This is a genomic window from Streptomyces sp. NPDC001858, assembly GCF_053594615.1.
On the sequence record NZ_JBSFEV010000010.1, the window covers coordinates 266,464 to 288,105 of the forward strand.

Sequence of the window (21,642 nt, forward strand, 5' to 3'; positions counted from 1 at the left end):
CGGGGCCTGCCGGCTCCGGGACTCCTCGGCGGCAAAGCCGCAGGCAGCGGCAGACGAGTCGGGCTGCACGCCGGGGAGAATCACCGCAACGCTATGACCTGCACAAACGTGCAGGGAGGACGTTACCGCGGCTCCCTTGATGGCTACGCGAGGAGGCGCCCCGTGCCGCAGCGGTCCGGACGGGGGCTTCGTCGTTCTCGGAGAGGCGGGTTCTGGTGGCCACCGAAGCGAACGGCATCACCGTCGACGTGGTGATCACCGAACTCAACCGGCGCGATGTACCGGTGGTCCGGTTCAGCTCCGCCGACATCAGCAAGGACCTCGCAGCCTCGGCTGGTGGCAGCCTCCGGAACGAGGTTGGGCATACCTCCAGGGCCGCCCGGGACGGGACACTCACCGGAATCCGTACTGGTGCCGGACGATCGGCTCGGCGGACTGGCCGAACGGGCCGAGGCCGTTCCACCACTCCTGCCAGAGACGGTCCCCGACCCGCGATTCCTGTAGGCACAGCGCGAGAAGCTGCTGGGCCACGATGTGCCGCGGCTCCGGTGGGGGGATGACGGGCTCCACCCAGCCGCGCGACCACTGCGTGAGAAGGGCCGCAGCGCCGAGGAGTCCACCGCGGTCCAGCGCGAGGAACAGGCAGTTACGTGATGTTCCGGGGCTGTGTCCGGTGCGGCCCAGCCGTTGCAGGAAGGAGGCGACGGTGAGCGGAGCATCGATCTGGATGACCCGGTCCAGATCCCCGACGTCGATGCCGAGTTCGAGGGTGCTCGTGGAGACGATGACGCAGTCGCGGGCCTCGGCGAAGGCCTCTTCCGCGCGACGACGTTCGTCGACGGAGAGGGAGGCATGGGAGAGGAAGGTGGTCACGCCGTTGGCACGCAGCTTCTCGCCCAGTTCCTCGACGATCCTGCGGGACTCACAGAAGACGAGCCGTTTCTCGCCGTGGTGCAAGGCCGCGATCATGGTGGCGGCGTTGTCGACGGAGCCCACGTAGTCGAGCTGGATGTCCGCCGGGGGCGGCGACGCCGCTGCCGATGTCTCCGGCTTCGGATCTGCCAGGTGCGGTGCCACCACCGCGGACGGCTGCTTCCCGCTCCGGATCCCTGCAGCCACAGCAGCAACTCCTCAGGGTTCCCGACCGTGGCGGACAGCCCGACGCGCTGGACGGGACGCCCGACGACGCACTGGAGCCGCTCCAGGACCGCGAGCAGATGCCAGCCCCCGGTCCTCCCCGGCAAAGGCGTGCGCCTCATCGACGACCACGGTACGCAGTCCGGAGAAGAAGGACGTGTGATCGACGTTCGCGCTCACCAGCATCGCCTCCAGGGACTCCGGCGTGGTGAGCAGGACGTCGGGCCGCGCGGCCAGAATCCGCTTCCGCGCGCCGGAGGTGACGTCCCCGTGCCAGAGGGCGGCCGTGCGTCCGAGCCACGCGGTGTACGTCTCCAGCCGGGGCAGCAGGTTGTTCAGCAGCGCCTTGAGCGGACACACGTAGATGACGGACGTCCCCGACCACTTCTGCTGCACCATCTTCGACGACAGCGGAAACGAGGCGGCCTCTGTCTTGCCTCCGGCAGTGGGCGCCAGAAGGATCGCGTCGTCACCCGCGAGCAGCGGCCCGATGGCCTCCTCCTGCAGGAGGCGCAGTCCGGGCCAGCCGAGCGTGTTGACGATGTGGTGGACGAGTGCGGGTTCGAGAGGCAGTGGGTGCCTCGGGCAGCACGCTGGCGCGCTCCGCCTGGTCCAGCAGGTCGAGGAACTCCTCGGCGGAGCCGAGGCGTTCGGTCACGTCGGAGCGGGTCGCCTTGAAGACCAGCTCGTCGAGCGCGTCCGAGAAGCCGTCGGCGACGGCGTACAGATGCAGGCCCGAGTCGGTGCGCAGGCGCTCGCTCAGGGCGCTTCGCTGCGCGGCGGGAGGCTGGCCGGTGAGGATCAGGTAGGCGACGGCACCGAGCCCGAACATGTCCAGGTCGGCCGGATCGGCGTACGGCTGGTCGGTCTCAGGAGCGAGATAGAGGCGGGCCGCGTCCTCGATCAGAGCGGCGTCGAGCGCCGAGCCGCCGATGGACCGGAAGAAGGTGGCGTTGCTGTCGAAGTCGCGGGCCGCTGTCTGCCAGTCGGTGATGCGCAGCTCGGGGCGCGTCCCGTCGGACCGGAAGGAGACGTAGACGGAACCGGCCGCCAGGGCCCGGTGGTACAGGGAGCGGTTGTGGGCGTAGCGGACGGCCTCGGCGAGCTGCCGTACGAGATCGAGGCGGATCTCGGGGGTGAGCTTGCCACCGTAGGTGGCCAGGTACTGGTCGAGGCGCAGGTCCGTGTGCCGGTGGCGGAAGAGGATCGCGGGTCCGCCCTGATGCTCGCGGATCTCGACGGCCTCGACGATGCCGCGGTGTGTGATGCCCTGCAGGACCTGGTACTCGCGGCGGGCCGCGCGATCGGTCGACTTCTTCGCCGCCTCGGTCGCCATATGGCCGACCAGGTAGATGCGGACGCGGCCCTCCTCCTGGACGAGTCCGTCGTCGCGTGTCGCGAGGCGGTCCTCCCAGGTCTGCCCACGGTCCAGGGGGTGCGGCTGCAGCTTCCAGGCGTCGCCGAACCTGAGATGGGCCGTGGACTGCTGGACGCCGATGGCCTTCAACAGTCGCGGCAGAGTGTTCCGGGAGAAGTCGGCGGTGATGCGGCGGTCGGGGCGGTCCGGCGGCAGCCCCAGGAAGTCCTGCCAGATGTGCTTGAGGCCGGTGGGGCGGTCGTCGCGACCGTAGACCTTGACCTTCTGGACGTCGTCGAGATGGCTCTCGAGGTCCGGAGCCGACAGGAAGATCGCCGGTTCCACGCGCGGCACGGAGCGCTCGGGGATGCCCAGCTTGCGCGCTGCCCACAGCAGCCTGCTCTTGAGGTCCTTCGACTTGGCATCGTTGAAGTGGAGCGGATTGTTGATCGTCCGGGTGCGGTCGGAGCCGTGGAAGTTCCAGGTGGATCCGTGGTTCTCCAGCCGCCCCGGATGGCTCTTGATCTCGACCAGGTAGAGGCCCGCAGGTACCGCGATCAGCAGGTCGCACTCGTTGATACGGCCCGACTGCGCGGTGAAGGAGAACGTGGCCCAGGCGCGATACGGCTCGGCGGCCGGCATCAGGCGTCGTACATGGTCGAGAGCGTCCTGCTCCCAGGGGTACGGGGAGGGCCGGTCCTGGAACCACTGATGCGCGGGACGTGGCGGTCCGCGTTTGGGCACCGGACGCGAGTCTCCTGCCGTCACCGTCCGACCTCCACTGTCTCCTCACGCCCTTTCGGGCCAAAATCCCTGGTCGACCTTACCGCGCCCCTCTGACAGGCAGTATCCGTTTGCCTTGCTCCCACATTGGACGAGCAGGCGATCGTCAGGGCATCGCTGACTCGTCGAAGCTGCACGGATACAACCACTCCGATCGCTGCCCGGCGCGACAACTCAGCGGCATGAACATGCACCTGTGCGATAGCGTGGCGGCGCGCCGCATACCCCTCCCCGGAGGGAGTACGAGCCGCGGGTCGCGGGATGAACGGATGACAGTGGTCTCACCTCTTCGGTGAGGACGGACGCCCGGTGGGCTTCCCCACCAAATCCGGGATCCCGACTCCTCCAAGGAGATGCTCAGCATGACCCCTGTCGAGTACAAGCCCCCGCGCCGCACCTGGTTCCGTGAAGTCCTCATCGGTGTCGCCACCGGAGTGGTCTGCGAACTTGTGCTGAGGGCTTTGGTGGCGACGGCGCACCTGCTCGTCTGATACGAGCGAAAGCGGCGGGTCCCGGGGAGACCCGCCGTTGTTCGTTGGGTTACCCTTCCTCACTGTTGTCGCGGCCCGACGGGCTTCCGGTTTCGGACACGCCCCCACCCGCACGAATCGCTTCGTGCCCTGGGGGACCCTCCGTGCTTCTTGCCAGCTCGGCATCCGAAATCAGTCTTTTACTCTCGCCGCAGCCTGACGCGTCCAACCTTCCACTGACCGACCGGCTCATCTCCGAGCACCGTGAGGCCAAAGGAACGGATCCAAGCCCCGGGGACATTGCGTCGTGGAACAACAGCATTCCCGTCGTCATCGACCAACTCCTGAAGTGCGGTCGCGGCGAGGTTCAGGTACTCGTCGAGTTCGGTCTGCCGCACACCGACAGTGCGGTTGATCTGGTCCTCTGCGGTCAACGGCCGGGAACAGGAACACCGTCCTATGCCGCTCTGGAACTCAAACAGGTACGCCACGCGACCCTGCACCCGGAGTGCCCCACCGTCGTCGACCTCGGCTACGGCACATACAAGCCACATCCCGTACGGCAGATACAGCGCTACTGCGAGTACATGACGCGCTATCTCCCTCCGCTCCGCGAGAATGACGACTGCCTCACCGGCGCCGCGTTTCTGCACAACGCCAGGGATGAGCACGTTTCGGCGCTCTTCGATCTGCCCGAGACGCAACATGGCACCCTGTACACCCTCGACGACCTTGAGCGCTTCCGCCGCATGCTCACCTCCTGCTTCGCTCAAGGCTCGGGAGGCGAATCCGCTCGGGTACTGATCGAGGCAAAGCGGGACCCACTCCGAAAAGTCACCGACATCGCACGCCAACGGTCCGTCACAGGCGGCGGACTGACCCTGCTCGACGAACAGCAGGTGGCCTTCGACCTCATCCTCCGTCACGTAGAGCGTGCAGTCCTGAACGGGAACTCGGGACGCAAACGCGTCTTCATCTTCCGAGGCGGTCCGGGAAGCGGAAAGAGCGCCGTGGCGCTGGAGATGCAGCGGGAACTCGGCCTGCAATGCATCCTCGCTGTGCTGGCCAGCGGCTCACACGCGTACACGGAGACCCTGCGCGAGACCCTTCTGAACACCGCTCGTCAGCGCGAGGTGAGCAGGAAGCGCGCAGCAGGCTTGAAGATGTACCGCTACTTCAACAGCTTCCAGGACGCCGAGCCCGACAGTGAGGAAGTCATCGTCTGCGACGAGGCACATCGCATGCGCCGGTCTTCCACCGACAGATGGACGACTCAGGAGAACCGCGAGGAGGACCGGCCTCAAGTGGATGAACTGCTCACGGCAGCAAAGATCCCGATCTTCCTTCTCGACGATCACCAATCCATTCGCCCGGACGAAGTCGGAAACGCCGCGTATCTACGTGAATATGCCGAAAGTCAGGGATGCGAGGTCACGGTGACGGAACTCGAGAGGACTTTCCGAGCGGGAGGCAGCAGGCGTTATCAAGGATGGGTGCAGCAGCTTCTGGGGTTCACCGACCTGGATGCTGTGGCATGGAAACCAGACGGCCGGATGCAGCTACTGGTGGCCGACTCACCGAAGGATTTGGAGGAGTTCGTTCAGGAACGGCACTTGGAGGGCGCTACAGCGCGCATCACCGCAGGGTATTGCTGGCCCTGGAGCAATCCGAAAGACGGCGCCCTGGTACCCGATGTCCAGATCGACGACTGGCACAGACCGTGGAATGTCAAACCACAGCACCATGTGCCGGACGCGCCGTCGGCCAGCCTGTGGGCGACAGACCGTCGCGGTATCGACCAAATCGGCTGCGTCTACACCGCCCAGACATTCGAGTACGACTGGAATGCGGTCATCATCAGCCCCGATCTCCTGTGGCGTGACGGCCGCTTCATCGTGGACCGGTCGGCCTCGAAGGATCCCGCCTTTCGGGGCGCCCCCGACGACATCGTCGAACGGTGCATCTTGAACGCCTACCACGTCCTGCTCACTCGAGGGGTGGTCGGAACCGTGGTGTACTCACCGGACACCCGCACCCAGAGCGCGTTGCGTCGTCTCATCCCGGGCACGATCAGCCGACAGCAGATCCCCGGCTCTCCCACGAGGCCGCTCACAGCCGAGGGAGCCGCCGTGCCCCCTTCATATCGGAGACCCCGCCAGTAAACTTGACCGGAGTGTCGTTGCGGCCCGCCGGGCTTCCGCTCCGCATCCGCGGAGTCCGAAGGACATGCCCCCACCCGCACGAGTGACTTCGTGCTGCCTGGGGGCCATCCTTGCTGTTCCGCGACTCCGCCACCGCGGTCGCTGCCGAAATTCTGGCCGGTTCGCTGTTTCTGCGTATGACCGAACAATTCGCCCATCGCCACGGTTACCGGCCGGGCCCCTCCGAAGCGCGGGCCTGGGAACGCAGCATCCCCGCTCTCACCAACGCGCTGCATGATGCCGGCCTCGGCGACGTGGAGATGCTGCTGGAGTACGACCTCCCGCTGACCAGCAAACGAGCCGACGTCATACTCGCGGGGGTGCATCCGCGGACGAGCGAGCCTTCGTACGTCGTTGTCGAGCTCAAGCAGTGGAGTCAGGCACAGCCCGAAGATGACGACCCGCTGCGGTGCCGTGTCGATGCGTACACCCGGCCCGTGCTGAATCCGATCGAGCAGGTACGCGGATACTGCGACTACCTGGTCGCGTTCAATGGAGCACTCGCCGAGAACCCGGATCGGGTCTCGGGCACGGTCTTCCTCCACAACGCGACCGAGTTCGGCATCAGCGGCCTCTACGAGGTCGAGCAGAGCGAACGAGGCATGCTCTTCACCGCGGAGCGACGAGGCGCCTTCATCGACCACCTGCGCTCGAAACTGGCTCCGGCCTCCGGAGCGGCTGCAGCAGACGCCCTGCTCGCGGGCAAGGTGAAGCCGTCCAGGCAGCTGATCGCCCTGGCAGCGCAGGAGGTACGAGAGCGCGAGCAGTTCGTACTTCTGGATGATCAACGAGTCGCATACGAAACCGTTCTGGCAGCCGTCCGCAAGGCGAAACAGGCCGATCACAAGGAAGTCGTGATCGTGACCGGTGGTCCCGGAACGGGCAAGAGCGTCATCGCTCTGTCGCTCTTGGGCGAGCTGTATCGGCGTGGGGTGTCGGCACTGCACGCAACCGGGTCGCAGTCCTTCACCAAAACCATGCGCAAGGTAGCGGGCGCCCGCAAGCGTGAAGTCCAGGACCTTTTCAAGTACTTCAACAGCTTCATGACAGCCGAGCGGAATGGTCTCGACGTCCTGATCTGCGACGAGGCACACCGCGTCCGCGAGACCTCTGCGAACCGTTACACCCGGGCCGAGCACCGTACCGGCAAGCGACAGATCGACGAGTTGATCGACGCTGCCCGTGTCCCGGTCTTCCTGCTCGACCAGCATCAGGTGGTACGTCCCGGCGAGATGGGAACGGTGGAAGAGATCAAGGCAGCGGCCGATTCCAAGTCGCTGCGGTGCACTGTGGTGGCCCTGGACAGCCAGTTCCGTTGCGGCGGCAGCGACGCCTATCTGCATTGGGTGCTCCGCCTGCTGGGCATCGAGGGTGACGGGCCTGTGCCTTGGGAGCCTGACGGAAAGGTGAGGCTCTTGGTCGCGGAAAGTCCCCAGGAAATGGAAGACCTCCTCAACGCACGCCGCGCCGAAGGCTACGGCGCCCGCATGTCCGCCGGGTACTGCTGGAAGTGGACCACGAAGGTGCCTGAAGGGCAGTCGCTCCCCGCTGACGTCGTCATCGGCGATTGGGCACGCCCATGGAACGTGTACGGAGAACGGTCGGTCATGGGAGCTCCGCCCTCAGCACTGTGGGCCACAGACCCAGCAGGCTTCGGGCAGGTCGGCTGCGTCTACACGGCGCAGGGATTCGAGTACGACTGGAGCGGGGTCATCATTGGCCCGGACCTGGTGTGGCGCGGCGACCACTGGATCGCCGACCACTCGGCCTCGAAGGACCCTGCGTTCAAGAAGTCCACGACGGACGCGGACGTCGCTCGGCTGATCCGTAACACGTACAAGGTACTTCTGACCCGCGGCATGATCGGCACAGTGATCTACTCGACGGACCCTCAAACTCGCGCGAAACTAAGGAAACTCGTCGCTGCGGCCACGTCCACACCGCTGTCCCTTCTCGGCTGACATCCAAGTCCGCTACTTCTGGACAGAAATTCGCATGGCGGAGGTCGAACTCTTGCGCGACTTCCCGATGCCGCTCAAGCATCGCAGCCGAATCACGCGGATCACGCAGGCAGGGGCCGCTAGGCCGTTTCTGATGGCTCTTGGTGGGCTGGGGTGGATCTCGTGGTCGGCCGGGCAGGACGTTCGTATGGTGCGGCGACACGAGCTCACGGACGCGCAGTGGCGGAAGATCGAACCGCTCCTGCCGGGCAACGGCAGGCCGGGCGGGCAGTGGGCGGATCACCGCGGGGTGATCAACGGGGTGCTGTTCCGGGCCCGGACCGGGGTGCCCTGGCCTGACCTGCCGGAACGGTACGGCCCCTGGCAGACCGTCTACGAACGTCATCGCCGCTGGTCGGCCGACGGCACCGGGAAGACCGTCCTTCAGGAGTTGCAGATCGAGGCGGATGCCGGTGACCCGGACGGGGCGCTCGTCCGCCGGGCGGACCGGCGGGAGTGGGCCGTGAACATCGACTCGACGTCCTGCCGGGCGCATCAGCACGCGGCCGGGGCGCCCCGCAAGCCTCCGGCCGGCTATCCGCAAAAGGGGGCGGGGCGCGTGAGGAGGCAGATGGGCACGAGGCGTTGGGGCGCTCGCGGGGCGGGCTGACCAGCAAGGTCCATCTGCTCTCCGACGACCGGGCCCGCCCGCTGCACTGGCTGACCTCTCCCGGCCAGCGGGGTGACAGCCCGATGTTCGCCCCGGTGCTGGACGGCTTACGCATCCGGCGCCGCGATCCGGGCCCCCGCGCAGCCGGCCGGAACGGGTGCGCGGCGACAAGGCGTACTCCAGCCGCGACAACCGCGCCTACTTGCGACGGCGCGGTATCAAAGCCACCATCGCCCAGCCTGACGACCAGCGGGCCCACCGCAGGCGCCGCGGACGCTCCGGCGGCCGGCCCCCGGCCTTCGACAAGGCCCAGTACCGCCGCCGCAACGCGGTCGAGCGGTGCGTGAACAAGTGGAAGCAGTTCCGCGCCGTGGCCACCCGGTACGACAAGCGCGACTACGTCTTCAACGGCACCCTGACCGTTACCGCAATCGTCATCTGGCTCCGCAACACCGTCCAAGAGCCATCAAAAACGGCCTAACCGCAGGTCAAGCCCGCCGCCTACCTCCGCCCCTGTAGTCCATGGCTACCCTCATGGCTACGTACGCAGCCGTGCACCCACGTTTGAACCAGTATGGAACGGGGTCCGTTCAAGCCTCCCGAACCAACAGAAGGGACACCTGACCAGCATATTCACTGGTCAGGGAGCTCTACTGGCAGACGAGTCGGGCTGTACGCCGGGTTCTGTCGCCCGGCTGCCTCGCGGCGGCCGGGGAGACGGCCATCCATCTAGGGCCGGCGTTGCCGCCGGCCTCGTGCGGTCTACCCGTGGACTCGGGCGGGCAGCCCTCGGACGTCCACGCAGAAACACCGGGGTGTTTCCTTTTGACCTTGCTCCGGGTGGGGTTTACCTAGCTGCCCAGGTCGCCCTGGGCACTGGTGGTCTCTTACACCACCGTTTCACCCTTACCGAGGACCGAGGTCTCCGGCGGTTTGTTTTCTGTGGCACTGTCCCGCGGGTCACCCCGGGTGGCCGTTAGCCATCACCCTGCCCTGTGGAGCCCGGACGTTCCTCGGGAAGCCCCCTAAGGGGACTCCACGCGGCCGTCCGCCCGGCTCGTCTGCCGTGTCGACCATGTTACCGGGCGGGTGCGTTTGTCAGGACCGCCCGCCGTCGCCAGCACCGAACCCGCCAGGATCAGGAGGAACGCGGCCACGATGCCCGCGGTGAGGCGTTCGTCCAGGAAGAGTGCGCCTACCGCCACCGCCACCGCCGGGTTGACGTACGTGATGACCGTCGACCGGGTCGGGCCGATCTCCTTGATGAGTTCGAGGAAGCCCACGAAGGCGACCGCCGTGCAGATCGCGCCCAGGGCCGCGAGGGAGGCGAGGACCTCCGTCGACGGGAGTGCGGACGGCCATGACGCCGCCGCCGCGGGAGCGTAGACCAGAGCGGTCAGGGTCAGGCAGGGGGTGATCAGTTGGAGGGTGGGGACGTCTTTGAGGCGGCGGGCGGCTATCAGGGGCGCCGTGGCGTAGCCGACGACCGTCAGCAGCACCTCGCCCAGCGACTTCACGTCCCCTCCCGTCAGGTGCGGGACGGTGAGGACGCCGACGCCGGCCAGGCCGAGCGCCAGGCCGGTGATCCGCCGGGCGCCCAGTACCTCCGTGTCGCCGAAGAAGCGGGCCGCCAGGACGCCGACGATCGGGACGCCCGCGATCAGCAGGCCCGCGGTCGAGCTCGACAGGTGCCGCTCGGCGTCCGTCAGCGTGAACCAGGGGCCCATGATCTCGATGCACGCGAAGGCCAGCATGGGCGCCCAGTGCGCGCGGACGGTGCGGATCAGGCCGCCCTGGCGGATCGCGAAGGGCAACAGGAGCAGCGCGCCCAGCGCACAGCGCGTGAACACGACCAGGGACGGGGAGAGGTCCTCCACCGCCACCTTGATCAGCAGATAGGGGATGCCCCAGACCACTCCCAACAGGGAGAACAGAAACCAGCCGCGTGCAGTCATACGGCCATGCTCGGCGTTTCAGCGACGTCCGTCTTGAACGCTGTTGCGGTACGCCGCCGGGGTCACGCCCAGCACGCGGCGGAACCAGCGGGTCAGATGGGCCTGGTCCGCGAAGCCGACCAGGGTCGCCACCTCGGCCGGGCGCAGTCCGGCTTCCAGCAGGCCTCGCGCGCGGGCCACCCGGTGCTGGGCCAGCCAGGCGTAGGGCGGTATCCCCATCGTCGTGCGGAAGGCCCGCAGGAGCTGGTAGCGGGACAGGTCCAGGTCGGCGGCCATTTCGGCCAGGGAGGGCGGCTCGGCCAGCTCGTCGGCCAGCCGATCTCGCACGGTGTGCGCGATGTGGTCGGCGCCGGGGACCGTGTCGGTGACCGCGCGGGCCGTGGAGTGACGACGGGCCAGGGCCGTCAGCAGCCACGGAAAGCGGGACTCGGCCTCCAGCGGGTCGGGGCAGGCGGCCAGATCCGTGTGGGCGCGGCGCAGGGCGACGGCCAGTTCCGGGTCGTCCAAGACGGCGTCGCGGAAGTGCGGGACGCCCCGGCCGACGGTGCCGTCGCCGAGCAGGCCCTCGGCGGCGTAGAGCGCGCGGTAGGCGTAGCCGTCGGTGTCGTTGCCGGGGCCGCCGGTGTGCATCTCGCCCGGGGCCAGGACGACGATGGCACCCGGGCCGCTGCGGACGTGTTCGCCGCGGTAGTCGATGATCTCGGAGCCGCCGACGCAGACGCCGACGGTGAACTCTTCGTGGGCGTGCGGGGCGTAGACGTGCTTGTCGAAGCGGGCGGTGAGCAGGTCGAGGGGCGGGCCGCAGCGGCCCAGCCGGGCTCTCGTCCACAACGCCTGTTCACGGCTCACGACCCGGTCCCCCTCATATCTCCGCCGGTCCCCCTCATATCTCCGCTCCCCGCCGAACCCTTCGTGCCACTGGCGGCCACTAGGGGTGCAACGCTTTCAGGTCGCGGTTCCATGCCGCTGGACATCACGCTCCCGTCCAGACCTCAGGATCCCGTCGCGAACACCCCCTCCAGCGCGTCGAAGGCCGCCTCCAGGCGGGCCCGATGCCCGTCCACGAGCGTCGCCGCCCGCTCCCCCGCCAGCATGCGGCGTGCGGTGGCGACGTAGACCGCGCGGTACGCGGCGACCGTCATGGCGGCGGCCAGGTGCGGGTCGGGGAGTTCGGGGGCGGTCTCCGCGAGGGCTAGCGCCAGCGCCTCCTCCACCTCCTCGACCCCCTCGCGGGCCCGGGCCCGCAGGGCCGGCGAGTCGACGACGATCCGCCAGAAGTGCGCGAAGTCGTCGTCGAGCCCGCCCAACGGGTGCCGGCGGCCCAGGAGCCGGAGCGCGAGGGCGCGGAGGGCGGCGAGCGGGCTCTCGTCGGGTCCGCGTCGCCGTACCGCCTCCGTGAACAGTTCGACCGCCTCGGGGATGCGGTCGAGGAAGAGGTCCTCCTTGCGCGGGAAGTAGTTGAAGACGGTCATCGCGGACACCTCCGCCACCCGCGCGACCTCCGCGACGGTCACCTCGTCGAAGCCGCGCGCCACGAACAGGCCCGTCGCCACGTTCGAGATCCGTTGCCGCGTCGCCCGCTTCTTGCGCTCCCGAAGGGACGGTTCCGCTTCCGCTTCCGCTTCCTTTTCCTCCGCCATGAGGAAAACTATAGCGAGCAAAAACTTTTAGTCACTACAGTGAAATGCATGACGGATGATCGCATGGCGGAATATGACGTGGTGGTGGCCGGGGCCGGGCCGGTCGGGCTGATGCTGGCCTGCGAGCTGGCGCTCGGCGGGGCGCGGACGCTGGTCGTCGAGCGACTGGCCGAGGTGGACGAGACGATCAAGGCCGGCGGGATCAACTCCCCGACGGCCGTCGCCCTGTACCGGCGCGGACTGCTGCCCGCGCTCGCGGAGGTGCAGGAGGCGGCGATGAGCCGGTTCCGGGCGTTCCGGGAGTCCTACGAGTTCCGGAAGTCCGGGGGCGACGAGCCGATCCCGGCGGCCCCTGCGACCCCGGCGGTCCCGACGACCCCGGCGACCCCTGCGACCCCGGCGGTCCCGACGACCCCTGCGGCCCCGGGGGCCGTGCCTCCGCCCCGGTTCGCCGGGCACTTCGCCGGGATCATGCTCAGCGCCGCGCTGCTGGACGAGTCGGACCCGGCCTTCGCGGACCTCGGTCCGGCCGACGGCATCGGTCTGATCCCGCAGGCGACGCTGGAGCGGCTGCTCGGCGAGCGGGCCCGGGAGCTCGGCGTGGAGGTGCGCCGCCAGGTCGAGCTGACCGGCTTCGACACCGACGAGGACGACGATGCCGGCGGCGGCAGCGGCGTCACCGTGCGTCTCGCCGGTGCGCAGGACGTGCGTGCGGGCTGGCTCGTCGGATGCGACGGCGGCCGCAGCACCGTGCGCAAGCTCGCCGGGTTCGACTTCCCGGGCACGCCCCCGGAGATCACCGGCTACCAGGCGATCGCCGACCTGACCGGCGTCGAGGGGCTGCGGGGCGGCTGGAACACGACGGAGCACGGGACGTACGCCTACGGTCCGATGCCCGGCCGCATCCTGACCGTGGAGTTCGACGGACCGCCCGCCGACCGTGAAACGCCCGTCACCACCGAGGAGTTGCAGGCCAGCGTGCGCCGCGTGACCGGGGTGGACGTCACGGTGGGCGAGGTGCGCTCGCTGACCCGGTTCACCGACAACTGCCGCCAGGCGAGCACCTATCGCGCGGGCCGGGTGTTCCTCGCGGGCGACGCGGCGCATGTGCACTCGCCGTTCGGCGGGCAGGGCCTCAACCTCGGCATCGGGGACGCGATGAACCTCGGCTGGAAGCTCGCGGCGGTGGTACGCGGGGACGCCCCCGAGGGACTGCTCGACTCGTACACGAGCGAACGCCGTCCGATCGGCGCGTGGGTGCTGGAGTGGACTCGGGCCCAGATCGCGCTGATGCGCACCGAGTCGCACGCGCGCGCCCTGCGCGAGGTGGTGACCGGCCTGGCGGGAACCGTCGACGGCACCACCTACCTCGTCAAGAAGATCTCCGGCGTCTGGCAGCACTACGACCTGCCCGGCGACCATCCCCTGGTCGGCCGCAGCGCCCCCGACCTGGAGTTCGCCGACGGCACCCGGCTCGCCGACCGGCTGCACGGCGGGCGCGCCCTGCTGCTCGACCTGGCCGGCGACCCGAAGCTGCGGGCCCGCGCGGAGGGCTACGGCGACCGGGTGGACGTCCGCACGACCGTCGCCCCCGGCCGCCCGGAGCTGGCGGCGCTGCTCGTGCGGCCGGACGGATACGTGGCGTGGGCGGCGACGACCGACGGCCCGGAGGACCCGCTGGAGGCGGCCCTGGAGCGCTGGTTCGGCGCGCCCGTCTCCTGACCGCGTCGCCGCCGACCCGTGGGACCGGGGCGGCCCGGCGGCACGCCGTACGCTGTCGCAGCACCGTTTTACGTTCCACACAGCCTTACGTTCTGCCGAAGTCCCGAAGTCCCGAAGTCCCGAAGTCCCGAGGAGATTTTCCGTGCTGGTCCTGCTGCCGCCCTCCGAAGGCAAGGCGTCCTCCGGACGTGGTGCCCCGCTCAAGCCGGAGGCGCTCTCCCTGCCGGGGATCGGCGCCGCCCGCGAGGCGGTCCTCGACGAGCTGGTCGAGCTGTGCGCGGCCGACGAGGACAAGGCGCGCGAGGTGCTCGGGCTGAGCGAGGGGCTGCGCGGCGAGATCGCGAAGAACACGGAGTTGCGCACGGCGGGCACCCGGCCGGCCGGGGAGATCTACACGGGGGTCCTGTACGACGCCCTCGGCCTGGCCACGCTCGACGCGGCGGCGAAGAAGCGCGCGGCCAGGTCGCTGCTCGTCTTCTCGGGGCTGTGGGGCGCTGTCCGGGTCACGGACCGGATCCCGTCGTACCGCTGCTCGATGGGCGTGCGGCTGCCGGGGCTGGGGGCGCTGGGCGCGCACTGGCGTGCGCCGATGGCGTCCGTGCTGCCCGAGGTGGCCGGCGACGGGCTCGTGCTCGACCTGCGGTCGGCGGCCTACGCGGCCGCGTGGAAGCCGAAGGGCGAGGTCGCGGGGCGGACGGCGAGCGTGCGGGTGCTGCACGCGCCGACCCGGAAGGTCGTCAGCCACTTCAACAAGGCGACGAAGGGGCGGATCGTACGGAGCCTGCTGACGGCGGGGATCGCCCCTAAGGGCCCGGCGGAGCTGGTGGAGGCCTTGCGCGACCTCGGATACGTGGTGGAGGAACAGGCGCCGACGCGGGCGGGGACGGCCTGGTCGCTGGATGTGCTGGTGGACGAGGTGCACTGACGGTCCCCTCCCACACAGTTCGTTGCAGCATGTGCAATGCCCTTTGCGCGTGTTGCACCCCGGGGGCAGGATGAGGCGCATGACCTCACCTCTGCCCTCCCCTTCGGCTGCCCCGGATGTCTCGGCCTGCTCGGTACTGGATCTGGCTCCCGTCGTGCCCGTGGTGGTGCTCGAGGACGCCGTCGACGCCGTGCCGCTGGCGCGGGCGCTGGTGGCGGGCGGATTGACCGCGATCGAGGTGACGCTGCGGACGTCCGCCGCGCTCGACGTGATCCGGGAGATCTCCGGGGCGGTCCCGGAGGCGGTCGTCGGGGCCGGGACGGTGATCGCACCGGAGCAGGTGACGGCGTGTGCGGCAGCCGGGGCCCGATTCCTGGTCAGCCCCGGCTGGACGGACGTCCTGCTGACGGCGATGCGGGCGTCCGGGCTGCCGTTCCTGCCCGGGGTGTCGACCACGTCGGAGGTCGTGGCGCTGCTGGAGCGCGGGGTCCGGGAGATGAAGTTCTTCCCGGCGCAGGCGGCGGGCGGCACGGCCTATCTGCGGTCGCTCGCCGGACCGCTCCCGCAGGCCCGTTTCTGCCCGACGGGCGGGATCGGCCCGGACAACGCGCCCGAGTACCTGGCCCTGCCCAACGTCGCCTGTGTGGGCGGGAGTTGGATGGTTCCGGCGGATGCCCTCGCGGCCCGGGACTGGTCGCGCGTGGAGCAGCTCGCGCGGGCCGCCGCGTCCCTCAGGGCCGCAGGTGGGACGTCTCGTTGAACAGGCGGACGCTGGCGTTGCCGTCCGCGTAGTAGGCCACCGCCGACAGTGAGGCCGCCGACAGCTCCATGCGGAACAGCGACTCGGGCGGGGCGCCCAGGGCGAGCCGTACGAACGTCTTGATCGGGGTCACGTGGGTGACCAGCAGGACCGTGCGGCCCGCGTACTCCGCGACCAGCCGGTCGCGGGTGGCCGCGATGCGGGTGGCGGTCGCCGCGAAGCTCTCACCGCCGCCGGTCGGCTCGGCCTCCGGGTCGGCGAGCCAGGCGTTCAGGTCGTCCGGGTGACGCTCGCGGACCTCGCCGAAGGTCAGCCCCTCCCAGGCCCCGAAGTCCGTCTCGATCAGCCCCTCGTCGACGGTGACGTCCAGACCGAGACGGGCGGCGACGGCGCCGGCGGTCTGCCGGGTCCGGGCCAGCGGGGAGGCGAGGATGTGCTGGACGGTGCCCCGCCGGGCGAGCGCCGCAGCGACCCGCTCGGCCTGCTCCCGGCCGACGTCGGAGAGGGAGGGATCGGTGCCCCCGCTCCCGGAGAACCGCTTCTGCGGGGTGAGCGGGGTCTCCCCGTGCCGCAACAGCACGAAGGTCGCCGGCGCCCCGAGGTCAGGCGCGGCACCCCAGCCGACAGAGGGGCTGGAGGCCGCGGGGACGGCAACGGCGCGGGCGGCCCGCCGATCGGCATCGCGCTTCACATCGCCACCTTGCACTTCGCCACCTTGCACTTCGCTGCCCTGCACTTCGGTGCCCTGCACATCGCCGCCCGGCCCATCGCCGCCGTGCCCATCGCCTGCCGGGCCGGTGCCGCTCGCCTTCGCCGGGTCGCCGTCCGTCGCCGAGTCGCCGCTCACGGCGGAGCCGACACGGGCCGAGGCCAAGGCCCCGCGGACCCGCGCCGCGCCCGCGGTCGCGTCGCCGGGTGGGCCGGACGGCTCAGGGGCGGAGGGCACGAAGGGCGCGGAGGACGCCGTAGCGCGGGGGGTCAGCGCTGCCCGGGACGCCTCGGCGTCCCACTGCTCGCCCCGCTTGCCCGCGTCCATCGCCTCGTTCGCCAGGCGGTCGGCGTGCTTGTTCCGCTCGCGCGGGATCCACTCGTAGGTGACCTGCGCGCGCGGCAGGATCCGCGCCGCCTCCGCCGCGAGGGGCTTCATGTCGGGGTGCTTGATCTTCCAGCGGCCGGACATCTGCTCGACGACCAGCTTGGAGTCCATGCGCACGCGCACCGCGGCCGACGGGTCGAGTTCACGGGCGGCACGCAGGCCCGCCAGCAGCCCCCGGTACTCGGCGACGTTGTTCGTGGCGACGCCGATGTACTCGGCGCGCTCGACGAGCGTCTCCCCCGTCCCCGCGTCGATCACCACGCTGCCGTAGCCCGCGGGCCCCGGGTTGCCCCGCGACCCGCCGTCGGCCTCGACGATGAACTCCCGCACCGCGCAGCTCCTCTACAAACCGGACTGTCAAACCGACAGACCGGAACCCTTACAGACCGGACCTCTTACAGGCCCGACTCCGACGTACGGACCAGGATGCGACGGCAGTTCTCGCACCGGACGACCGTGTCGGACGGCGCCTTGCGGATGTCGTTGATGTCGGTGATCGACAGCTCCTGGCGGCAGCCCTGGCAGGTGCGCTGGTAGAGCTTGGCCGCGCCGACGCCGCCCTGCTGCTCGCGCAGCTTCTCGTAGAGCTTCAGCAGGTCGGCCGGGACGGAGCCGGCCACGACCGCGCGCTCCTTGGTCACGGTGGCGGCCTCGCCGTCGAGCTCCTCGAAGGACGCGTCCCGGCGGGCGGTCGCGTCGTCGATCCTGCCCTGGACGGAGCCGACCCGCTCGGTCAGCTCGGCGACCCGCTCCTGCGCGCTCTCGCGCCGCTCCATGACCTCCAGGACGACGTCCTCGAGGTCGCCCTGGCGCTTGGCGAGGGAGACGATCTCCTTCTGGAGGTTCTCCAGGTCCTTCGGGGAGGTGACGGCCCCGGAGTCGAGCCGCTGCTGGTCGCGGGCGGCACGCTGGCGCACCTGGTCGACGTCCTGCTCGGCCTTGGTCTGCTCGCGGGCGGTGTCGCTCTCCTCGGTCTGCGCGGCCACGAGCAGGTCGCGCAGCTGGGTGAGGTCCTTGGTCAGCGACTCGATCTCCGCGTGCTCGGGCAGCGACCTCCGCTTGTGCGCGAGCTGCTGGAGCCGGACGTCGAAGGCCTGGACGTCGAGGAGTCGGATCTGGTCGGCGGGCGCGGCGTTCAGTTGGGGGCTCCCATTGAGCTAGAGGTGGAGTTGAAGTCGGACGCCGCGTGGGCCGTCCAGGGGTCGGTGACCGTGCGGGAGACATGGACCCTGAGGTCCCAGCCCCGCCGGTCGGAGATCTCGTCGAGCTGGGCGGCCGCCAGCTCGCACCAGGGCCACTCGGTGGCCCAGTGCGCCGCGTCGAGCAGCGCGAGGGGACTGTGGGCGCGGGCCTCGGAGACGGGGTGGTGGCGCAGGTCCGAGGTGAGGAACGCGTCGACGCCGGCCGCCCGCACGTGGTCGAACAGGCTGTCGCCGGACCCGCCGCTGACGGCGACCGTCCGCACGAGCGCCTCCGGATCGCCCGCCACCCGGATGCCCTGCGCGGTGGCGGGCAGCCGCTCGGCGGCGCGGGCGGCGAACTCGCGGACGGTGAGCGGGTGGTCCAGCTCGCAGACGCGCCCGAGACCGCGCCGCCCCTCGGGATCGCTCGGATCCGGCACGAGGGGCCCTACGACACGGAGGTCGAGGGCGCCCGCGAGGGCGTCGCTCACGCCCGGATCGGCGGTGTCGGCGTTGGTGTGGGCGACGTGCAGGGCGATGTCGTTCTTGATGAGCGTGTGCACGACACGGCCCTTGAAGCCGGACGCCGCGACGGTCGTCGTCCCGCGCAGATAGAGCGGATGGTGCGTGACGAGCAGACCGGCGCCGAGCTTCACTGCCTCCTCGACGATCTCCTGGACGGGGTCGACGGCGAACAGGACCCGGGAAACGTCCAGGTCAGGGTCGCCCACGACGGTGCCGACCGCGTCCCAGGACTCGGCCCGCTCGGCGGGCCACAGGTTCTCCAGCGCGGCGATGACTTCAGACAGACGGGGCACGGGTGAAAGGCTACCTGGCCACCCCACGGGCCCGTACCGCTGCCGCCGCCGACGCCGCTCCCCATGCACACCGCCTCCGCCCCCCTCAGGCGAATCGCTTCTGCGCCACTCCTTCGAGGGAAGAAGACCGCCCGTCGGTCCCACGTCCGTGCGTACGAAAACTAGCTTCGTCGCCGGAGGTGACCGAACGATGACGACGCCGACCTGTGCGATCGAGCCCACCGCAGCGGACGGGGAGGTCTCCGGGAACCCCGAGTACCCCGCGTACTCCGAGTACCCCGAGTACTCAGGAGACGCCGGAGACCCCGCAGACGCAGGAGCCGCAGGAGCCGCCGGAGACCCCGACGAGGACGAGAGGGGCACCGCCGAGCGCACACCGCACGCGGACGCCGTGCACGAGCACGGCGTGATCGAGTACGGCGGGCTCGCGGACCGCACGCACGCCGACCGCACGCTCGCGGACGGCCTGCCGGCCTACGTCCCGATCGCCGACGTCCCGATCTTCGACGTCCCGATCCTCGACCCCGCCGACGTCCCACCCGCCAATACCGCCACCGCCGACGTCCCGACCGCGGGCTGCGTGATCACGGCGAACGGCGCCTACGCCGCACGCCTGGCCCGGGACGGCGACTCCTGGTTCCCCGAGCGCTGGACCCTGGACGGCCCCGAGCCGTACGCCGTGCCGCTGCCCGGCAACCAGCCGGAGGAGCCCGGCACGGAGGTGCAGCCGATGGCCGACGGCCGGGTCCTGATCCGACGGGTGATCGACGGACGGCATGTCTTCTCCCTGCTGTATCCGACCGGGCCCGGCACGGGCGAACTCCCGCTGGGCGGCGTCGAGTGCCCGGACGGGGGCACCCGGCTGCGCCTGCTCCCCCCGGCCCCCTGCGGCGAACGCGCGTACGCCCTGGCCGTCGGCCGCTACACGACGGCCGTGTGGCTGGTCGCGGGCGGCAGCTTCGGCCCCGAGCACGTCGCCGAGATCCCCGGCCGCTGCTCCGGCGGCGTCTGGCTGGACAGGACGGGCCGCATGCTGGCCCTGGACCGGGAGATCGCCGGCCGGACCAAGGCCATCGTCGTGGACCTGGAGCGCGGCGGCGAGGTGTCGCCCCTGCTGCAGATCAGCGCCGACAGCGACGACCGTCTGCTGCTCGCCGACCCCGACAGCGGCCTGCTGCTCATCGGCTCGGACGCCCCCTCGCCGGGCGAGGTCCGGCTGGGCTGGGGAGTGCTCGGCAGCACGCTGCCGGTCCGCTTCCCGGAGTCCCTGCGGCTGCCCGACCTCACCCTCACGCCGTTCGCGATCCAGCCGGGCCAGCTGCTCGTGCCGGAGACCTGCGCGGTGGCGCTGCGGATCGACGGCCCCTTCGGCGCCTGGCTCGGCGTGTGGCGCCCGGCGGAGCGCCGGCTGCATCAACTCGCCGCCCCGGAGGGGTGGTTGACGGGCAGCGGGCTGTGGACGGAGCAGGGCGTGCTGCGGCTGCCGTACGCCGCGCCGACGGAACCGTGCGCGGTGGCACTGCTGACCGCGCCGGTCGCGGCCGCGCTCTCCGAGGAGGCGGCGGAGCCCTCCGGGCCGGCGGAACGGCCGATCGCCGCCCCCCGTCCGGTCCCCCTCCAGCAGGCCCCGCTCGGCAGACTTGTAACGAAGTAGCTGCGGTTGGCGTGGCCGCCTGGATTCGCCCCTCGGTGTGTTGGATAAAATCGCCCGGCTGTATGAAAGATCATGTTGACGGGGTGAACACTTCCGATGAGCGACGCAAGCACGATGCAGCCGCTGTCCGCCGACTCCCACGAGACGGCCGGTCACGGCCGGCACCGGGGCCAGATCTCGTCCCAGGACGGCGACTCGGCCCCCCACGGCCGGCACCGCAAGCCGGCCGAGAGCAAGACCGAGGACAACGCGTAGGACAGCATTCAGTGGCTGCCTGACGGAACGCAGGTACACCGAAGAACCGAAGGGGCTCCGGTCGTCCGTGGACGACCGGAGCCCCTTCGCATCCCCCCGTGCCGCTACGCCTGCCCCCTCCGCAGGCCCAGCACCTCCGCCGCCGCGAACGTCTCCCCCGCCGGCCGCTCCGCGAAGTGCGCGCCGAGGACGGCGTCCAGCTCCGCGTGGCTGAACACGTCCTCCTTGCTGTCGAACTTCGCCTGCACGCGCGGCCGTTCGACGACGGCGACCATGCCGCCGTGCACCACGAGCAGCTGTCCGTTGATCCGGGCGGCGGCCGGCGAGGCCAAGTAGCCGACCAGCGGGGCGACATGCTCGGGCGCGAGCGGGTCGAGTCCGTCAGCCGGCTGCTCGAACCCGGCGAAGACGTCCTCGGTCATCCGGGTGCGGGCGCGCGGGCAGATCGCGTTGACGGTGACGCCGTACTTGGCGAGGGCCAGCGCGCTGGAGGTCGTCAGCCCGACGATTCCGCCTTTCGCCGCCGCGTAGTTGGGCTGTCCGGCGGACCCGGCGAGGAACGCCTCCGAGGAGGTGTTCACGATCCGCCCGTAGACCGGCCCGCCCGCCGCCTTGGAGCGCTCGCGCCAGTGCGCTGCGGCGAACCGGGTGGTGTTGAAGTGCCCCTTGAGGTGGACCCGGATCACCGCGTCCCACTCGCCCTCGGTGAGGGAGAAGACCATCCGGTCGCGCAGGATGCCCGCGTTGTTGACGACGACGTCCAGCTTGCCGAACGTGTCGACGGCCAACTCGACGAGTTCACGGGCCTGTTGGAAGTCGGAGACGTCCCCGGTGTGGACCAGCGCGGTGCCGCCGGCCGCCCGGATCTCCGCCGCGACCTGCTCCGCCGGTCCGGCCGAGGACTCGCCGGAGCCGTCCCGTCCCGGCTGCCCGTAGTCGTTGACGACGACGGCCGCGCCCAGCCGGGCCAGTTCCAGTGCTTCGGCCCGGCCGAGCCCGCGTCCGGCGCCGGTGACGATCGCCGACAGCCCCTCCAGTGGCAGTGTCATCCGCAACTCCCCGCCCCTCAGATCGCCAT

At 70.3% G+C, this 21,642-nt stretch carries 15 protein-coding genes, 1 other RNA gene and 3 pseudogenes; 9 read left to right on the forward strand and 10 right to left on the reverse strand.

The annotated features are described in order from the left end of the window. Positions 1-411 precede the first annotated feature (411 nt). Both ACWCPF_RS17745 and ACWCPF_RS17750 read right to left on the reverse strand, forming a co-directional pair. Positions 412-1,710 (reverse strand): annotated as a pseudogene (locus tag ACWCPF_RS17745) (DEAD/DEAH box helicase); the annotation flags it as partial. Then, the gene (locus tag ACWCPF_RS17750; protein WP_451045939.1) at positions 1,607-3,238 is read right to left on the reverse strand and encodes a protein kinase domain-containing protein; all 1,632 of its coding nucleotides are present in this window, start codon (positions 3,236-3,238) and stop codon (positions 1,607-1,609) included. The gene ACWCPF_RS17750 and the pseudogene ACWCPF_RS17745, both read right to left, overlap by 104 nt. A gap of 401 nt (positions 3,239-3,639) precedes the next feature. On the opposite strand from ACWCPF_RS17750, the gene ACWCPF_RS17755 reads away from it, so the two are divergent. The 4 genes and pseudogenes from ACWCPF_RS17755 to ACWCPF_RS17770 all read left to right on the forward strand — a co-directional run bounded on the left by ACWCPF_RS17755 (position 3,640) and on the right by ACWCPF_RS17770 (position 9,039). Next, entirely contained in the window at positions 3,640-3,768 is a 129-nt protein-coding gene (locus ACWCPF_RS17755) for a DUF6408 family protein (RefSeq protein ID WP_451045940.1), read from the forward strand. Between the two features lie 143 nt (positions 3,769-3,911). Then, positions 3,912-5,909 (forward strand): DNA/RNA helicase domain-containing protein, encoded by a 1,998-nt coding sequence (locus ACWCPF_RS17760; protein ID WP_451045941.1) that lies wholly within the window; start codon positions 3,912-3,914, stop codon positions 5,907-5,909. Positions 5,910-6,019: 110 nt separating this feature from the next. Next, entirely contained in the window at positions 6,020-7,909 is a 1,890-nt protein-coding gene (locus ACWCPF_RS17765) for a DNA/RNA helicase domain-containing protein (protein WP_451045942.1), read from the forward strand. A 190-nt stretch (positions 7,910-8,099) separates the two neighbouring features. Next, positions 8,100-9,039, forward strand: a pseudogene (locus tag ACWCPF_RS17770) (IS5 family transposase). Between the two features lie 176 nt (positions 9,040-9,215). Here the strand turns inward: ACWCPF_RS17770 and rnpB are convergent. From rnpB to ACWCPF_RS17790, 4 genes and pseudogenes are all read right to left on the reverse strand, one after another. Then, positions 9,216-9,618, reverse strand: an RNA gene (rnpB, locus tag ACWCPF_RS17775) — RNase P RNA component class A. 115 nt (positions 9,619-9,733) lie between these two features. Beyond that, positions 9,734-10,513: pseudogene (locus tag ACWCPF_RS17780) on the reverse strand (DMT family transporter); the annotation flags it as partial. Between the two features lie 18 nt (positions 10,514-10,531). After that, entirely contained in the window at positions 10,532-11,362 is an 831-nt protein-coding gene (locus tag ACWCPF_RS17785; protein WP_451045943.1) for an AraC family ligand binding domain-containing protein, read from the reverse strand. A gap of 143 nt (positions 11,363-11,505) precedes the next feature. Beyond that, positions 11,506-12,153, reverse strand: a complete 648-nt coding sequence (locus ACWCPF_RS17790; protein WP_451045944.1) for a TetR/AcrR family transcriptional regulator — start codon at positions 12,151-12,153, stop codon at positions 11,506-11,508. 48 nt (positions 12,154-12,201) lie between these two features. Here ACWCPF_RS17790 and ACWCPF_RS17795 point away from each other — a divergent pair, with 48 nt between their 5' ends. From ACWCPF_RS17795 to eda, 3 genes are all read left to right on the forward strand, one after another. Further along, positions 12,202-13,875 (forward strand): FAD-dependent monooxygenase, encoded by a 1,674-nt coding sequence (locus tag ACWCPF_RS17795; RefSeq protein WP_451045945.1) that lies wholly within the window; start codon positions 12,202-12,204, stop codon positions 13,873-13,875. Between the two features lie 142 nt (positions 13,876-14,017). Continuing rightward, positions 14,018-14,800 carry a peroxide stress protein YaaA gene (yaaA, locus tag ACWCPF_RS17800; RefSeq protein ID WP_451045946.1) on the forward strand — a complete coding sequence of 261 codons (783 nt, stop codon included), beginning with the start codon at positions 14,018-14,020 and terminating at the stop codon, positions 14,798-14,800. Between the two features lie 79 nt (positions 14,801-14,879). Further along, entirely contained in the window at positions 14,880-15,560 is a 681-nt protein-coding gene (gene eda, locus ACWCPF_RS17805) for a bifunctional 4-hydroxy-2-oxoglutarate aldolase/2-dehydro-3-deoxy-phosphogluconate aldolase (RefSeq protein WP_451045947.1), read from the forward strand. Here eda and ACWCPF_RS17810 read toward each other — a convergent pair. From ACWCPF_RS17810 to ACWCPF_RS17820, 3 genes are all read right to left on the reverse strand, one after another. Beyond that, positions 15,532-16,986, reverse strand: coding sequence for a bifunctional RNase H/acid phosphatase (locus tag ACWCPF_RS17810; protein WP_451045948.1), 1,455 nt, complete (start codon positions 16,984-16,986; stop codon positions 15,532-15,534). The two genes, eda and ACWCPF_RS17810, sit on opposite strands and share 29 nt — an antisense overlap. Positions 16,987-17,051: 65 nt before the next feature. Beyond that, entirely contained in the window at positions 17,052-17,795 is a 744-nt protein-coding gene (locus ACWCPF_RS17815; protein ID WP_451045983.1) for a zinc ribbon domain-containing protein, read from the reverse strand. Beyond that, positions 17,792-18,655, reverse strand: a complete 864-nt coding sequence (locus ACWCPF_RS17820) for a Nif3-like dinuclear metal center hexameric protein (protein ID WP_451045949.1) — start codon at positions 18,653-18,655, stop codon at positions 17,792-17,794. Before ACWCPF_RS17820 ends, ACWCPF_RS17815 begins: the two co-directional genes overlap by 4 nt. Positions 18,656-19,169: 514 nt before the next feature. Here ACWCPF_RS17820 and ACWCPF_RS17825 point away from each other — a divergent pair. Further along, positions 19,170-20,309, forward strand: coding sequence for a hypothetical protein (locus ACWCPF_RS17825; protein ID WP_451045984.1), 1,140 nt, complete (start codon positions 19,170-19,172; stop codon positions 20,307-20,309). 96 nt (positions 20,310-20,405) lie between these two features. After that, on the forward strand, positions 20,406-20,564 hold the full coding sequence (locus ACWCPF_RS17830; protein WP_451045950.1) for a hypothetical protein: 159 nt from the start codon (positions 20,406-20,408) through the stop codon (positions 20,562-20,564). 104 nt (positions 20,565-20,668) lie between these two features. Here ACWCPF_RS17830 and ACWCPF_RS17835 read toward each other — a convergent pair whose 3' ends face one another. Next, positions 20,669-21,613 (reverse strand): 3-oxoacyl-ACP reductase, encoded by a 945-nt coding sequence (locus ACWCPF_RS17835; RefSeq protein WP_451045951.1) that lies wholly within the window; start codon positions 21,611-21,613, stop codon positions 20,669-20,671. Between the last annotated feature and the right edge of the window lie 29 nt (positions 21,614-21,642).

What these genes read in the sequence shown, in the direction of transcription:
- ACWCPF_RS17830 (WP_451045950.1), top strand. Translation starts at nt 20,406, where the DNA reads ATGAGCGACGCAAGCACGATGCAGCCGCTGTCCGCCGACTCCCACGAG.
- ACWCPF_RS17795 (WP_451045945.1), top strand. Translation starts at nt 12,202, where the DNA reads ATGACGGATGATCGCATGGCGGAATATGACGTGGTGGTGGCCGGGGCC.
- ACWCPF_RS17835 (WP_451045951.1), bottom strand. Translation starts at nt 21,613, where the DNA reads ATGACACTGCCACTGGAGGGGCTGTCGGCGATCGTCACCGGCGCCGGA.
- eda (WP_451045947.1), top strand. Translation starts at nt 14,880, where the DNA reads ATGACCTCACCTCTGCCCTCCCCTTCGGCTGCCCCGGATGTCTCGGCC.
- ACWCPF_RS17755 (WP_451045940.1), top strand. Translation starts at nt 3,640, where the DNA reads ATGACCCCTGTCGAGTACAAGCCCCCGCGCCGCACCTGGTTCCGTGAA.
- ACWCPF_RS17790 (WP_451045944.1), bottom strand. Translation starts at nt 12,153, where the DNA reads ATGGCGGAGGAAAAGGAAGCGGAAGCGGAAGCGGAACCGTCCCTTCGG.